We start from the raw sequence: 14,811 nt of genomic DNA on the forward strand, positions 1-14,811 counted from the left end.
GATTCAGCAGGTCAATCAATCGGTCACCCTTTGAGCGAGCCGATCATGACGCCTTGGACGAAATATTTCTGCACGAACGGGTAGACGATCAGAAGCGGCCCGCTGGCGATGATGATCAAGGAATACTTCAGCAAATCCTTCAGTCCCTGCTGCGCCAGCACGACGTTGACGTTGGTCATCATCGACGGGTCGATCGTATTCAGAATCAAGATGTTGCGCAGGATGATCTGAAGAGGGAACAAGCTTGGATCCTTGAGGAAGATCAGCGCATCGAAGTAGGCGTTCCAGTGGCCGACGGCGTACATCAGCGTCATGACGGCCAGGATCGGCTTAGACAGCGGCAGCACGATGCTCGTGATGAAGCGCCAGTCGCTGCAGCCGTCCAGATCGGCCGCTTCAGACAGTTCGTCCGGAATCGTCGACAGGAAGAACGTTCGCGCCACGATGACTTGAAACACGGTCAACGCGCCGGGGATGATCATCGCCCATGGCGTGTTCAGCATGTGCAGATTCTTGACGACGAGATAATAAGGAATGAGACCGCCGTCGAACAGCATCGTGATGACGAGCATGACCATGAAGAAATTCCGGCCGTACAACGTTTTGCGTGCCAGCGGATACGCGAATAATACGGTCATGACGACGTTTAGCGCCGTTCCGGCGGCCATATAGAGCAGCGAGTTTTTGTAGCCGATCACGATTTGCGGATTTTTGAAGATCGTCTTATACCCGATCAGGGAGAAGTCGACCGGGAACAGCCACACCTTGCCCGACTGGACGGCCAGCGGCGAGCTGAACGACGAGCTGACGATATACAGCAGCGGACCTACGATAATGACGAGCACGAGAGCCAGGAAAACATAAATGCCGACTAAAAACAACCGATCGCCCGCCGATTCTCTGATCGCGGTTTTGCTAGCCATGTTAACGCCTCCTTTATTACCATAGGCTCGAATCCGACAGTCTTCTGGCCGTGTAGTTCACCATCAGAAGCAGAATCACGTTCACGACGGAATTGAACAACCCGATCGCCGTGGAGAAGCTGAAGCTCGCCGTAAGCAAGCCGACCTTGTAGACGTAAGTAGAGATGACTTCCGAGGTGCTTAGGTTCAGCGCGTTCTGCATCAGATAGACTTTCTCGAAGCCCAGCTTCATGACGTTGCCGCAATTCAGCACGAGCAGGATGACCGATACCGGAATGATGCCGGGAATGTCGACGTTTCTGATCTTCTGCCAACGGGACGCGCCGTCGACCTTGGCCGCTTCGTAGAGCTCCGGATTAACGCCCGCCAGTGCCGCCATGTAGATGATCGCGCCGTATCCGGCGAACTGCCAGACATCCGACCAGACGTAGATCGACTTGAACAGCCCGGGAATGCCCATCAAATTCGAGTTGTGAACCCCGAACGCTTCAAGCAGCTTGCTGATGACCCCGATGTTCGGCGTCAGCGTAACGATAATGATGGAGACCATGACGACGGTGGAGATAAAGTAGGGCGCGTAGGTGATGAGCTGCACCGCCTTCTTGAATGCGCCGCCGCGAATCTCGTTCAGCGCCAGCGCCAGCAGAATCGGCGCGGGGAATCCGACGAGCAAGCCGTATACGCTGATGCCCAGCGTGTTCTTGATATACATCCAGAAGTTCGGCGAATCGAAGAATTGATTGAAGTACTTCATGCCCACCCACGAGCTGCCCCATATGCCTTTAATGACGTTGTAGTCTTTGAAAGCAATGATCGTTCCGGTGATCGGAATGTACTTGAACAGAATCAAATACAGAACCGGGGGGAACAAGCACACGTACAATTGCCAATGACGCTTGATCTGTTTCCAATGCGATAGAATCGGCATGCTGCTGTCTCCTTTCTTCCTGGTGCTCTATGCTCCCCATTCTGCCTGTATGGCATCGCTTACACAATAAACAAGAATCGGCGCATAAACCCGATTCAACAAAAGACGAGCAGCCCGGCGGGCCGCCGGAACTGCTCGTCTGTATGCGTTGCAATGCCTTCACTACCAACTGTTTTCTACGCTAAACTGATTTCACCTGACCGCTTTCCGCTCCAAGGAGTCGCGGTATTCGCTCGGAGAGCTTCCCGTTACCTTCTTGAACACGCGGCTGAACGAAATATTGCTGGCATAGCCGACTTGCTCGGCTACCTCCTGCACCGTCGACTGCGTGTTCGCCAGCAGCTTCTCCGCCTCCTTCATTCGAACGTCGATCAGGAAGTCGACGAACTTCTCCCCTGTTTCTTCTTTGAATAATTTGCTTAGGTACTTTGCGTTCAGATGGAAGTAGTCGCTCAGATAATCCAGCGATAAATTATGATTTGCGTAATTGAGCTCCAGATACTTGCGGACATCGCGGATCGTCGCCGCATGCTGTCGCTTGGTTTGCGCCTCGCGCAGCGTATCGGACAGCGCCGTCAGCACGCCGAGCGTTTGATCGCGCATTTGCTCGAGCGTCTGGAATTCAGCCAGACAGGCGTTCAGCTTCGGCAGCCAGTCGCCTTCCCAGTGCTGCGAATATTCGCGGCTCATCCCCGCCATTTCGTTGCTGAGGCTGTAGACCAAGTAATTCATCAAGCTCGTAACTTCTTCTTTCGTCAAGATGCCTTGCTTCATGCGATCGAACAGCTCGTTATAGTCGCTTTCCCAATCTTCGAGCCGCCGGATCGACTGCACGATGGAGCGGATAATCGTCAAATGCGAGAACAGGACCTCTTGGCCTCTGCTGACCGTCTGCTCCGTCGTGATGACCCTGTTCTCGCCTAATACGGCTTTGTATTTCAGCGCCTTCAGCGCCCCTTGGAACGCTTTCGGGATATCCGAGAAGCGGCGCACCGGCTCGCCGATACCGATCGTGACAGTCAACTTCAAATTGGACGCCGTCCAGCCGCGCACGTCCTCCAGCAGTTCCAGGATGAGCGGCGACCGCTCGTCTTCCTGCTCCGTCCCGAATACCATCACGCTCAAGGAAGAAGCGGAGATCCATTCGCTCCATAGGATGCACGCGAATTTCTGCGACATCTCCTGCATCATGCTGCGAAGAGCGAATTTCAGCAGATTCTGATCCCTGCTGGAATAACTGCTGCTGAATTCGGCGTAATGGTCCAGCTCCACGACGAATACCGCCTGCATGCGGGAAGGGTCCGGCAGCTGCAAATACGCGGCTTCCTTCATCCATTCCTCGTTCGTCAGCGACGATCCGCCTTCGATTAACCGTTGGAACAAGTAGTGCGTGCGCGAAGGCAGCCCTTCTTTATGGGAGCGCTGATATTGGCTATGCTCCGTAATCATGTGTTCCAACGCCGTTTCGATGAACGAGAATTCGTCCCCGACGTTGGTCTTCGTCAAACTGCCGGCTTGCGGGTTCGTAAAATCCCGGATTTTCGTCACGATATGTTCGATCGGTTTGTAATTGCGCCGCGTGACGTAAATTAACCATATGAAGGAACCGATGATCATCACGATGCCGATCAGGAACCAGATGTTGTTCAGCTGCGAAATCAGCCGTATCAATCGCCCGTTGACGATTCCGCTTTGGTAGGTCCACCCCGTATAGCCCGAGACGTAGTGGGAAGACTGCACCGCCTGTTTCGTATCCTCGTCCTCCTTGAGCAGCGAGCTTCCGGAGGTATCCTTGACGCGAATGAAGCTTGCATCGGCATCATAGAGATCCGCGATCATCTTGGAGAGCGAGTCCGTCGCCACGTTCACGACGATGAAGCCTTTCTCGCCCGTAATGAAAGGAACATCCCTCACCAGACTCACGACTCGCTTGCCCTCGATCACCGTAAACGGCCGATATATCCGTGCTCCCGTCCATTTGGATGAAGGCTTGCTCATGTGCAGCTCCACGAACGGTTTGTCCAGAAAGTCGCTCAGCGTGCCGCCCGTCGCATTGCTGAGCACCATCTGATCCTTCGTGCGGACCAAATAAATCGAGTCGATCAAAGGCAGGGAGATCATTAACTCCCGCATTTGCTTAACCGCCGTTATTCTCGCGTACACATCGTCGTTGTGCTCGTTAAAGTACGACAGCAGCTGCTGATTGCTCTCGATTTCCATGCTTTTCAGCATGATCGCATTGTCGATCGCCTTCAGCGAGGAGTCGATGAGACGCAGCGCTTGCGCGGAGAGCGCTTTGTTAGCCTTGATCGCTTCGTTGCGATTCTGATCGCTCAGCAGCTGGAAGAAGATAAAGAAGGTGAACGTGACGGTAATAAACAAGATCGGCGTATACGAAAACAACAACCGGTAAAACCACTTTTTTCTCAAATGCCGTCACTTCCTTAAAAGAAAAAACCTCAGGGGGGCCGGAAGCGCGCCGCCTAAGGATCTTTCGATTATTTCGTAATCATGCGAAATCCATGCGCGATCGGGGCTTGTCCTTGAACGGCCGCATCCGGCAAGCGAACCAGCCAGCCTTGTTCCGACCTGCTGCAGGCCAATGCCTCATTTCCGCCGCCCATCAGCTCGATCCGGTCGATAGCACCCGGATAAGGAATGATCAGCTCGCTCGAGACAGGTGCGTCCGCGCTTCTATAGATCCGGTAAGCGTATACAATTTCTCCTTTGCGCGTAAACGCCCATTCTCCCGTGAAGTACGGATCGCAAATCCGGGTGCCGTATATGCCTTCTCCGAATTCCTTCAACCACGCGCCAAGCTCTTTTATGCCCTTAATCGCGCCTTCCGGCAGACGACCATCCGGCTGCGGTCCGACGTTTAGCGCCAAATTCCCGCCTTTGGCTACGACCTCGAGCAAGATGCCGACCAGCTGCCGGGCTGTCTTGTACTGATCCTCGTAACGGAAGGAGAAGGAGGTTCCCATCGTAATGCAGCTTTCCCATGGAATGTTCATCGGGCCTTCCGGAATCGTCTGTTCCGGCGTAACGATGTTCTCGTAAGGACCGCCGACCGTGCGATCCGCGGACAACAGCCACGGCTGCTGTTCCCGGGCTCTCTCCACCAGCTCCCCTAGACGGATATCCTGCGGCACTCGGCTTCCTTCCCGCACCCATCCGGCATCCAGCCACAGGACATCGATGCGGCCGTACTTCGTCAGCAGCTCCATCAGCTGCTCATGCGTGAATTGCACGAATTGTTCCCATAGCTCGGGATGCTCATTCGGATGATAAGACGGCCCCCGCCATGTTTTGCGTCCGTCCGTCTTGAGGCCCTGCTCCCAATAATACGGCGTGTTCCAGTCCGCTTTCGAGAAATAAGCCGCTATGGACAAGCCTCTGGCTCGAAAGGCATCGAACAATTGGCCGCAAATATCCGCATAGCGATGCGTATGGAACGGACAATCCGCGCCGGTAATCCGATAATCGGTCGTTTGCGTATCCCACATGCAGAATCCGTCATGATGCTTCGTCGTAAACAGAAAATATTTAAAGCCGTTGTCGGCCGCCAAATCCGCCCATACGTCAGGCTGCAGCCGGATCGGATTAAACGTCTTGTTGAGGTCGAAATATTGGCGCTTGAATGCCTCGCCGTCCTTCTCCCAATCGATGCCTTCTCTGGACCAGTCCGCGTCGTCATCGCTCAACGCCCACGATTCGACGATGCCAAGCTGGGAATAAGGCCCCCAGTGCATCATCAGCCCGAGCTTCTGATCCCTGAACCATTCCAACCGTTCGAGAAGCTGCGGGTTCTCGGGTTTGACCCATTCTTCCTCTTTACTGAAATTGTGCACGCCCGTCTGAACGACTTGGTCTTCCTGTTCTGCCTGCTCCATTGCATCTTCTCTCCCGTTGTTCCAGGTTCGCTTACACCCCACTTATATCTTCTTTTCGCTTCCGCGAGCAATAAACAATAATCGTGTCTTTAGCAATTTTCACTGATTTATCCATTTTACAGGCTCCATTGCAGCACATCAATCAATTCTTGTACCTGGCCCGCGCCATGTCCCCCTGCTGCGCCAGCCCTTAAAAATCAAAGAGAGCACCGAACACGGTGCTCTCCGCTCTTCGAATCAGGTGATCTCCTACACCGATTCGGTCATCGATGGTTAAAACCGTTTGGAGCGCCTCATGAGCAGGAGCCCGCTGACGACAAACACCAGCAATGCGCCTCCCGCAATCATGAGCACCTCGTTGCGCTGATCGTGGTCGTGACGTTCCGCTTGCGAGACTTCGACGGCAGGCGCGGCGTCGGCCGGTTTCGATTCCGGCTCCGCGTTCGCCGCAGCCGAAGCGCTGCCGGAGGTCTTGTCATTCGCCGGCTCGCTCTCCGGCGCATTCGTTGAGTTGTTCGTTGCCCCGTTTGTTGCTCCGTTCGCTGTCCCGCTTGCCGGCGCGTCTACTTGCGTTGAGAGTCCGGTCACGCTGGATGACTGCTTCTTCAGCTTATAGGGGACTATCTCCCCGCTGCCGAAGTGAAAGTTCAACGTCACTTCCTCGCCGTCCTTCAACGTTTTCAGGAAATCCGGCTTCATCTCAATATGCCCGTTCTCGTACTCTGGCGAGAACGCCAGCCCGAACTCCTGGTATGATGTCCAGTCATTGGGGCCTGCATTGCCGCCTTCCGCGTAAGTCGCTTCCATCGTTGCCAGCCGATCCCCGCCGAATTGCGTCGGGATACTGAAGAACGAGTCCGAGCCCTCCGTGCTTTGCATAAGCGGCGTATCGTAGGCAATGACGTTTAATTTCCAATCGGCGCCCGCGGAGAACGAGCAGTTCAAGATGGCGTTGACGCCCGTCGTTCCGGTCAACAGCGATTGCAGCAGGCCGGCCTTCAGGATTAAATCTTGACCATCCAGCTCGTAATCGGTTCCTTGCACCAGCGTCTTATCGCCATTCTTCAGGGCCGTAAAGGTGTTGCCGTTCAGGTTCAACGGGATGCGCTTATCCGTGGCCGCCGCATTCGCCTTCATGTAGACGTCATCGGTTTCGGCAGTGGAGGAGCGGCTCTTCATTCCCTCCATTATGACATCGTACAAGTCCTCGTCCGACCATTTGTAGTTCTGTCTGTCAAAGTGCTGGCCATTGTCCCACAGCATGAGCGGGAAGCCCTTTTCCTTCGCGTAGTACGTTATATATTCAAAGAATTTAAGGACTTCTCCGTGCTCGATCGTTTGAAGCGACTTATCGAAGCCGAGGAGACCGAATTCGCCTACGATGACGGGAATTCCTTTGACCGACAGCGTATCGTAGACACGGTCGAAGGTGTTGACAAGGTCGGTTTGCGCTTCGTTCGCGAATGTCGTCACCCCCGCGACATTAACGCTGAACTGCCAATAGCCATAGTAATGGAACGTTGCGATGAGGTTCTTGTCCTTCAAGCTCTCAATCGTCTTGAGCAGCTCCTCGAGCCTGTCGCTCTGCGCAGCCGAGGCCGCGATGGTGGGCAGTACGAGCGGGCGCTGCGCGTTATGGCCGCCGGATGCGCGAACCAGGTGAACGAACGCCGTATTCAACTCGCCCAGCATTTCAAAATAAACAGGCGAGTCCTTATTCCAATCGTCGGAGAAGCGCGGCTCGTTCACGCTTTCGAACATAAGCTTCTCGGAGTAGTTCTTGAAATGCGCAGCTACCTGCGTCCAGATCGCCTTGAACCGAGCCAGTACCTCGTCGTGCTGCGTCTCCATATTCATGATCCAGCTGGAATCATGATGAATGTTGACGATGACGTAGAGCCCGGCATCGAGCGACCAGTCCACCACTTCTTGAATACGCGACATGAAAGCAGGATCGATCGTATAATCCGGCTCCGTTCCCAGCCGCTCCTGCCACGTCACGGGAAGGCGAATGCTCTTGAAGCCTGCGGCGGCAATGGAATCGATTAATTCCTTCGTGACGACCGGATTCCCCCAGGCCGTCTCGTCGCCCCCGGTGGCATCGAATGTATTGCCCAGGTTCCAGCCGGGCTGCATCGCATCCACGGTAGTCTGCAGCGGGGTTTTTTTCGTCGATGCGGCAGCCGGTGCCGCGGCTGCGCGTTCCGCATACATGGGGAGCAGCGCGAACGAACATAGAATAAGCGAGAGGATGAATGGTGCTAGACGTTTCATAAACAGCGGCTCCCTTCTCCAACCATGAATGTATTCGCTTACAATGGTTTAAGTGTAACGCCTTGGGCGCGATTTTGGAAGGTGACTTCTGTCATTTAATTGGCAGCTGCGAATTAATGATCCGCTAATAATCGGCCTTTATACTTGACCTACGGCGGCAGCAAGCCAACCTTCATCCAAGAAAGGAATCGAGGCTCTATGGGCATTCACGCTTATTTCCAATCGCTGACCGATTTAGAGCGCATCATTCGTTGTCCCGGCAAATTCAAATTTCAGGAGCACAGCGTTGCCGAGCATTCGTGGAAAGTCGTCCAGTATGCCAAGACGCTGGCCGATATCGAAGAAAGCCACGGCATCGCCGTCGACTGGAAGAAGCTCTACGAAATCACGAGCAGTCACGACTACGGCGAGATTTTCATCGGGGATATCAAAACGCCCGTCAAGCATTATTCCCTGGAGCTTCGCTCGATGCTGCAGCAGGTCGAGGAAGGCATGGTGGCGCATTTCATCGACGAGCATATTCCCGAGGCGTTCAAGCCGATCTTCCGCAAGCAGCTGCGCGAAGGGAAAGACGATTCCGTCGAAGGGCAAATTCTCGAAGTCGCCGATAAAATGGATCAGATCTACGAAGCGTTCGCCGAGCTGCAGAAAGGGAATTCCGAGCAGGAGTTCATCGTCATGTACCGCCATGCGTTAATTAAGATCAAAGGCATCCGGCTGCACTGCGTCGATTATTTCCTGCAGCATATCTTACCGGACTTGGTCAGCGAAGGTGCCCGCTCTCCGATCGACATCGAACGGATCACGAGGGAGGCGCTTGCCGCCTAATCTCTTCATTGCACGACGCCCAGCCAAAGCAAGCCTGAGGCCGGCGTCTTTCGTTTTCGCCGCGTGCACTCACGACCTTAAATTTCGATCGCCGTATATAAACCTAGCAGGAAAGGAGAACCTAATAACAGAAAGTGATAGAAAGCCAAAACACAGGAGGCTGTTATGGGAAGATTGGTTCATTTCGAAATTCATGTCGACGACATGGAGCGTGCGAAGAAGTTTTATGGCGAGGTATTCGGATGGACGTTCGAGGACTGGAGCAATTATGCCGGCATGCCCTATTACGGGGCTACGACGGGAGACGCGAACGAGATGGGAATCAACGGCGCTCTGGTGAAGCGTCAAGGTCCTCCCCCGCAGCCCGGACAGGCCATGAATGGGTATGCGTGTACGATGGGGGTCGGTGACTACGATGCTGCCGAAGCCAAGATCCTCGCTCTCGGAGGCCAGCTCGCACTGCCAAAATATGCGCTGCCGGGGATGGCGTGGCAAGGGTACTACCTGGATACGGAAGGGAATATCTTCGGTATTCATCAGCCTGACGAGAACGCCAAATAGCATTAGCTATGCTTAATCGTGCATAACGTAATTATAAGCCCGGCCTCCCGTGGCCGGGCTTGCATGCGCAATCGCATACAGGACTTGTCCCAATAAAGGAGGCTGAGCCGTATTGGAGACGCCATGTTTAATCATCGATGCGAAGCGAACGAGGAACAACATCGAACGGATGGCTGCGCGCGCGAAAGCATTGAACGTGCAGCTAAGGCCCCATGCCAAGACCCATAAGCTCCCCTCGCTTGCCGCGGAACAGATTGCCGCAGGCGCGGTCGGCATCACGACGGCCAAGGTCTCCGAAGCCGAAGTGATGGCACGGCACGGCATCGGGGATATTTTTATCGCGTATCCGCTGGTCACGCGGAGCAAAATCGAACGGGCCATCAAGCTCTCTCGCCAAATCCGGTTAATCGTCGGTACCGACAGCTACGAAGGGGCGCTGCGTCTGTCCGAAGCAGCCGAGCAGCAAGGCGTTGTCCTCGAGGTCCGTCTGGAAATCGATACCGGACTCAAGCGCACAGGCGTGCTGCGCGAGCATGCCCAAGAGCTCGCTTCCCTCATTCATAAGCTGTCCCATCTGCGGCTTCAAGGCATCTTCACCTTCCGCGGGCCGCTGCTTGACGGCAGGTCCACGCTTGAACTGGAACGCGCAGGCATCGAAGAAGGGACATGGATGGTGCAGCTCGCCGACGAAATGAGGGCCCTGGGCATTCCCGTCGCCGATGTCAGCGTCGGTTCGACGCCTACCGGCTTATATGCCGCAACGGTCAAAGGCGTAACCGAGATCCGTCCCGGCACTTATATCTTTAATGACGCGATGCAAACGAAGCTTGGCGTATCGACTTGGGAGGATTGCGCCGGATCGATTTTGGCTACAGTCATCAGCAGACCCAGCCCGGATTATGCAGTCATCGACGGCGGAAGCAAGACGTTCGCTACAGACGTGCAGCCGAATACGGAGCCGCTGCTGCTGCATGGTTTTGGCCATGTGGTTGAACTTCCGGAGGCGGTATTGGAGCGGATGACCGAGGAACACGGCATGCTGCGGCTGCTTCCCCATCACGAGCTGAAGGTCGGCGACCAGATACATATCATCCCGAATCATATCTGCAGCACGCTGAACCTGCACAACAAACTATACTGGGCCGAAGCCGGCCGATTCGATGAGCGGCCGATCTTGGCCCGCGGAATGCTTGAATAGCCATGCTAGCTCGTTTATCAGCTTGGATTGGGAGGAGAACGAAACCATGTCCGTTATCGAGAACCGATTGAAAGAACTCGGCATCGAGCTTCCTGCCGTCGGCAAGCCCAAATTCAGCTACATCCCCGCAAACCAAACCGGCAACCTGCTCTATCTCTCCGGTCAGGACTGCCGCATTGACGGCGTGTTGATGTTTGAGGGCAAGCTTGGCAGCGAGCTCACCATTGAACAAGGGCAGCAAGCGGCGCGTCAAGTCATCATTAACTGCCTCGCCGTCATGAAACATCATCTCGGCGATCTCGATCGTGTCGTCAAAATCGTCAAAATGCTCGCCTTCGTCAACAGCGCCCCGGGGTTCGCCGATCAGCCTTACGTCGTCAACGGCGCTTCCGATTTCCTAATCGACGTCTTCGGCGAGAACGGCCGGCACGCGCGATCCGCGATCGGTACGAGCGAGCTGCCCTTTCACACGCCCGTAGAAATCGAACTTATCGTAGAGATACGCGACTAGTCCCATCGAACCCGTTAGCAGCCAAAAAAGAGGCCTTTATCCGTTAGGATACAAGGCCTCTTATCATTAAGGTAAGCGGGTGATGGGAATCGAACCCACGCCATCAGCTTGGGAAGCTGAAGTTCTGCCATTGAACTACACCCGCAATCAAGCAGATATGGTCGGGATGACACGATTTGAACATGCGACCCCCTGGTCCCAAACCAGGTGCTCTACCAAGCTGAGCTACATCCCGTGAACAAAAGCAAATTCAAAACGAAACAGCCAAGGCGCCACCCAGATTCGAACTGGGGGTGAAGCTTTTGCAGAGCTTTGCCTTACCACTTGGCTATGGCGCCATACAAAAATGGAGCGGAAGACGGGAATCGAACCCGCGACCCTCGCCTTGGCAAGGCGATGCTCTACCGCTGAGCCACTTCCGCAATTGGTGCGGTCAAGAGGACTCGAACCTCCACGTCATTGCTGACACTAGAACCTGAATCTAGCGCGTCTGCCAATTCCGCCATGACCGCAAATATGTAATGGTGCGGTTGATGGGACTCGAACCCATACGCCCAGTGGGCACTACCCCCTCAAGATAGCGTGTCTGCCAATTCCACCACAACCGCATAAAACAAGGAAAAGTGAGTCATGTAGGATTCGAACCTACGACACCCTGATTAAAAGTCAGGTGCTCTACCAACTGAGCTAATGACTCAAACTAAAATGGCTGGGGATCTAGGATTCGAACCTAGGGAATGACGGAGTCAAAGTCCGTTGCCTTACCGCTTGGCTAATCCCCAATAAAAATGGTGGAGGATGATGGATTCGAACCACCGAACCGTGAGGAAGAGATTTACAGTCTCCCGCGTTTGGCCACTTCGCTAATCCTCCATGAAAATGGTGCCGGCGATAGGAGTCGAACCCACGACCTACTGATTACAAGTCAGTTGCTCTACCAACTGAGCTACACCGGCATATGTTGTTGCTTGTCTTAAATGGTGGCTCGGGACGGAATCGAACCGCCGACACGAGGATTTTCAGTCCTCTGCTCTACCGACTGAGCTACCGAGCCTTACTTGGTTATAATGGCGGAGCCGACGGGATTCGAACCCGCGGTCTCCTGCGTGACAGGCAGGCATGTTGGGCCACTACACCACGGCTCCACATTATAATTTCTCGGTAAGACACCGAAAGTAAATTGGTTGCGGGGGCAGGATTTGAACCTGCGGCCTTCGGGTTATGAGCCCGACGAGCTACCGGGCTGCTCCACCCCGCGTCATTTCAAGCCTTGCTATGCATTTATGGTGGAGGCTGACGGGATCGAACCGCCGACCCTCTGCTTGTAAGGCAGATGCTCTCCCAGCTGAGCTAAGCCTCCATAATGTTTAACCCCGGGTTCCCCGAAAAGTACTCGGATTAACCTGCAGCGCATTACTTCACTTTTGGGGGTAAATTGGTGACCCGTAGGGGACTCGAACCCCTGTTACCTCCGTGAAAGGGAGGTGTCTTAACCACTTGACCAACGGGCCTTGAACAAGAATAAGAAGAGTTCTGGCGGAGAGCGAGGGATTCGAACCCTCGAGACGCGGTTAGCGCCTACACGATTTCCAATCGTGCTCCTTCGACCACTCGGACAGCTCTCCAGAAATGGCTCCCCGAACAGGACTCGAACCTGTGACAACTCGATTAACAGTCGAGTGCTCTACCAACTGAGCTATCAGGGAATAGGTGAAACAAGTATTGGTGGAGCCAAGCGGGATCGAACCGCTGACCTCCTGCTTGCAAGGCAGGCGCTCTCCCAGCTGAGCTATGGCCCCGTAAAGGAAGATATGGTTGGCCTTAGTGGACTCGAACCACCGACCTCACCCTTATCAGGGGTGCGCTCTAACCAGCTGAGCTAAAGGCCAATAAAAAACCCACTGCAAGGTGGGATACTCTTTAAATGGTCATAGAGATAACACCTTGAAAACTGGATACGAAATCATTGCAGAACATTTAGCTGGTTGTCTCTGGGTAGAGACGTTAGGATAAGCCCTCGACCGATTAGTATTCGTCAGCTCCACGCATTGCTGCGCTTCCACCTCGAACCTATCAACCTCGTCGTCTTCAAGGGGTCTTACATACTGGGAAATCTCATCTTGAGGGGGGCTTCACGCTTAGATGCTTTCAGCGCTTATCCCGTCCGCACTTGGCTACCCAGCGATGCTCCTGGCGGAACAACTGGTACACCAGCGGTGCGTCCATCCCGGTCCTCTCGTACTAAGGACAGCTCCTCTCAAATTTCCTACGCCCACGACAGATAGGGACCGAACTGTCTCACGACGTTCTGAACCCAGCTCGCGTACCGCTTTAATGGGCGAACAGCCCAACCCTTGGGACCTACTTCAGCCCCAGGATGCGATGAGCCGACATCGAGGTGCCAAACCTCCCCGTCGATGTGGACTCTTGGGGGAGATAAGCCTGTTATCCCCAGGGTAGCTTTTATCCGTTGAGCGATGGCCCTTCCATGCGGTACCACCGGATCACTAAGCCCGACTTTCGTCCCTGCTCGACTTGTAGGTCTCGCAGTCAAGCTCCCTTATGCCTTTGCACGCTACGAATGATTTCCAACCATTCTGAGGGAACCTTTGGGCGCCTCCGTTACATTTTAGGAGGCGACCGCCCCAGTCAAACTGCCCACCTGACACGGTCCCTGTACCGGATTACGGTACCAGGTTAGAACTCCGATACGATCAGGGTGGTATCCCAACGATGCCTCCATCGAAGCTGGCGCTCCGATTTCTAAGGCTCCCACCTATCCTGTACAGATCGTACCAAAGTCCAATATCAAGCTGCAGTAAAGCTCCATGGGGTCTTTCCGTCTTGTCGCGGGTAACCTGCATCTTCACAGGTATTAAAATTTCACCGGATCTCTCGTTGAGACAGCGCCCAAGTCGTTACGCCATTCGTGCGGGTCAGAATTTACCTGACAAGGAATTTCGCTACCTTAGGACCGTTATAGTTACGGCCGCCGTTTACTGGGGCTTCGGTTCATAGCTTCGCCTTGCGGCTAACCACTCCCCTTAACCTTCCAGCACCGGGCAGGCGTCAGCCCGTATACTTCGCCTTACGGCTTCGCACAGACCTGTGTTTTTGCTAAACAGTCGCTTGGGCCTTTTCACTGCGGCCCCCTCGGGCTATTCACCCTACCGAGGCACCCCTTCTCCCGAAGTTACGGGGTCATTTTGCCGAGTTCCTTAACGAGAGTTCTTCCGAGCGCCTTAGCATACTCTGCTCGACTACCTGTGTCGGTTTGCGGTACGGGCACCTTCACCTGGCTAGAGGCTTTTCTTGGCAGCCTGAACTCATGACCTTCGCTACTGCAATTTTCGCTCCCCATCACAGCCCAGCCTTATCGATGTGCGGATTTGCCTACACATCAGCCTCACTGCTTGGACGGACATCCATCAGTCCGCGTCACTATCCTTCTGCGTCACCCCATTGCTCGTAACGGCTTACGGTGGTACAGGAATATCAACCTGTTGTCCTTCGACTACGCCTTTCGGCCTCGCCTTAGGTCCCGACTTACCCTGAGCGGACGAGCCTTCCTCAGGAATCCTTAGTCTTACGGCGGACAAGATTCTCACTTGTCTTTTCGTTACTCATACCGGCATTCTCACTCGTGTACGGTCCACCAGTCCTTACGGTCTGACTTCAGTCTGTACACGACGCTC

The 14,811-nt window shown here is 54.4% G+C and carries 9 protein-coding genes, 19 tRNA genes and 1 rRNA gene (1 of these 29 running past the window's edge); 4 read left to right on the plus strand and 25 right to left on the minus strand.

Features of this window, described 5'->3' with window-relative positions:
* Positions 1-23: 23 nt before the first annotated feature.
* The 5 genes from GZH47_RS14360 to GZH47_RS14380 form a co-directional block, all read right to left on the minus strand.
* Positions 24-923 (minus strand): carbohydrate ABC transporter permease, encoded by a 900-nt coding sequence (locus GZH47_RS14360; protein WP_162640708.1) that lies wholly within the window; start codon positions 921-923, stop codon positions 24-26.
* Between the two features lie 16 nt (positions 924-939).
* Positions 940-1,851, minus strand: a complete 912-nt coding sequence (locus tag GZH47_RS14365; protein WP_162640709.1) for an ABC transporter permease — start codon at positions 1,849-1,851, stop codon at positions 940-942.
* Positions 1,852-2,043: 192 nt separating this feature from the next.
* Positions 2,044-4,281 (minus strand): helix-turn-helix domain-containing protein, encoded by a 2,238-nt coding sequence (locus GZH47_RS14370; RefSeq protein ID WP_162640710.1) that lies wholly within the window; start codon positions 4,279-4,281, stop codon positions 2,044-2,046.
* A gap of 68 nt (positions 4,282-4,349) precedes the next feature.
* Positions 4,350-5,744: an alpha-L-fucosidase gene (locus GZH47_RS14375; RefSeq protein WP_162640711.1), complete on the minus strand. Its 1,395-nt coding sequence runs from the start codon at positions 5,742-5,744 to the stop codon at positions 4,350-4,352.
* A gap of 273 nt (positions 5,745-6,017) precedes the next feature.
* Positions 6,018-8,018 (minus strand): cellulase family glycosylhydrolase, encoded by a 2,001-nt coding sequence (locus GZH47_RS14380; protein WP_162640712.1) that lies wholly within the window; start codon positions 8,016-8,018, stop codon positions 6,018-6,020.
* 198 nt (positions 8,019-8,216) lie between these two features.
* Between GZH47_RS14380 and GZH47_RS14385 the strand changes: the two genes are divergently transcribed.
* The 4 genes from GZH47_RS14385 to GZH47_RS14400 all read left to right on the plus strand — a co-directional run bounded on the left by GZH47_RS14385 (position 8,217) and on the right by GZH47_RS14400 (position 11,116).
* Positions 8,217-8,846, plus strand: a complete 630-nt coding sequence (locus tag GZH47_RS14385; RefSeq protein WP_162640713.1) for a YfbR-like 5'-deoxynucleotidase — start codon at positions 8,217-8,219, stop codon at positions 8,844-8,846.
* Positions 8,847-9,011: 165 nt separating this feature from the next.
* Positions 9,012-9,407 carry a VOC family protein gene (locus tag GZH47_RS14390; protein ID WP_162640714.1) on the plus strand — a complete coding sequence of 132 codons (396 nt, stop codon included), beginning with the start codon at positions 9,012-9,014 and terminating at the stop codon, positions 9,405-9,407.
* Positions 9,408-9,519: 112 nt separating this feature from the next.
* A complete protein-coding gene (locus tag GZH47_RS14395) occupies positions 9,520-10,605 on the plus strand; it encodes an alanine racemase (protein ID WP_225446490.1) in 1,086 nt (361 codons plus the stop codon).
* Positions 10,606-10,651: 46 nt separating this feature from the next.
* Entirely contained in the window at positions 10,652-11,116 is a 465-nt protein-coding gene (locus GZH47_RS14400) for a RidA family protein (RefSeq protein ID WP_162640715.1), read from the plus strand.
* 74 nt (positions 11,117-11,190) lie between these two features.
* Here the strand turns inward: GZH47_RS14400 and GZH47_RS14405 are convergent.
* The 20 genes from GZH47_RS14405 to GZH47_RS14500 form a co-directional block, all read right to left on the minus strand.
* A tRNA-Gly gene (locus tag GZH47_RS14405) sits at positions 11,191-11,261 on the minus strand.
* Positions 11,262-11,274: 13 nt separating this feature from the next.
* Positions 11,275-11,351: transfer RNA gene (locus tag GZH47_RS14410), tRNA-Pro, on the minus strand.
* Positions 11,352-11,383: 32 nt separating this feature from the next.
* Positions 11,384-11,454: transfer RNA gene (locus tag GZH47_RS14415), tRNA-Cys, on the minus strand.
* A gap of 9 nt (positions 11,455-11,463) precedes the next feature.
* Positions 11,464-11,538, minus strand: a tRNA-Gly gene (locus GZH47_RS14420).
* Between the two features lie 3 nt (positions 11,539-11,541).
* Positions 11,542-11,628: transfer RNA gene (locus GZH47_RS14425), tRNA-Leu, on the minus strand.
* 10 nt (positions 11,629-11,638) lie between these two features.
* Positions 11,639-11,724, minus strand: a tRNA-Leu gene (locus GZH47_RS14430).
* A 16-nt stretch (positions 11,725-11,740) separates the two neighbouring features.
* Positions 11,741-11,813, minus strand: a tRNA-Lys gene (locus tag GZH47_RS14435).
* Positions 11,814-11,822: 9 nt separating this feature from the next.
* Positions 11,823-11,898: transfer RNA gene (locus GZH47_RS14440), tRNA-Gln, on the minus strand.
* Between the two features lie 7 nt (positions 11,899-11,905).
* Positions 11,906-11,989: transfer RNA gene (locus GZH47_RS14445), tRNA-Tyr, on the minus strand.
* A gap of 7 nt (positions 11,990-11,996) precedes the next feature.
* Positions 11,997-12,072: transfer RNA gene (locus tag GZH47_RS14450), tRNA-Thr, on the minus strand.
* A gap of 22 nt (positions 12,073-12,094) precedes the next feature.
* A tRNA-Phe gene (locus GZH47_RS14455) sits at positions 12,095-12,170 on the minus strand.
* A gap of 14 nt (positions 12,171-12,184) precedes the next feature.
* Positions 12,185-12,261 (minus strand) — tRNA-Asp (locus GZH47_RS14460).
* A gap of 36 nt (positions 12,262-12,297) precedes the next feature.
* A tRNA-Met gene (locus GZH47_RS14465) sits at positions 12,298-12,374 on the minus strand.
* A gap of 26 nt (positions 12,375-12,400) precedes the next feature.
* Positions 12,401-12,476, minus strand: a tRNA-Val gene (locus tag GZH47_RS14470).
* Positions 12,477-12,552: 76 nt separating this feature from the next.
* Positions 12,553-12,627 (minus strand) — tRNA-Glu (locus GZH47_RS14475).
* A gap of 23 nt (positions 12,628-12,650) precedes the next feature.
* A tRNA-Ser gene (locus tag GZH47_RS14480) sits at positions 12,651-12,741 on the minus strand.
* A 5-nt stretch (positions 12,742-12,746) separates the two neighbouring features.
* A tRNA-Asn gene (locus GZH47_RS14485) sits at positions 12,747-12,822 on the minus strand.
* A gap of 17 nt (positions 12,823-12,839) precedes the next feature.
* Positions 12,840-12,915: transfer RNA gene (locus tag GZH47_RS14490), tRNA-Ala, on the minus strand.
* 13 nt (positions 12,916-12,928) lie between these two features.
* Positions 12,929-13,005 (minus strand) — tRNA-Ile (locus GZH47_RS14495).
* A 116-nt stretch (positions 13,006-13,121) separates the two neighbouring features.
* Positions 13,122-14,811: ribosomal RNA gene (locus GZH47_RS14500) — 23S ribosomal RNA — on the minus strand (it continues 1,236 nt past the right edge of the window).

Origin of the sequence: Paenibacillus rhizovicinus (genome assembly GCF_010365285.1) — a bacterium.
Lineage (GTDB): Bacteria > Bacillota > Bacilli > Paenibacillales > Paenibacillaceae > Paenibacillus_Z > Paenibacillus_Z rhizovicinus.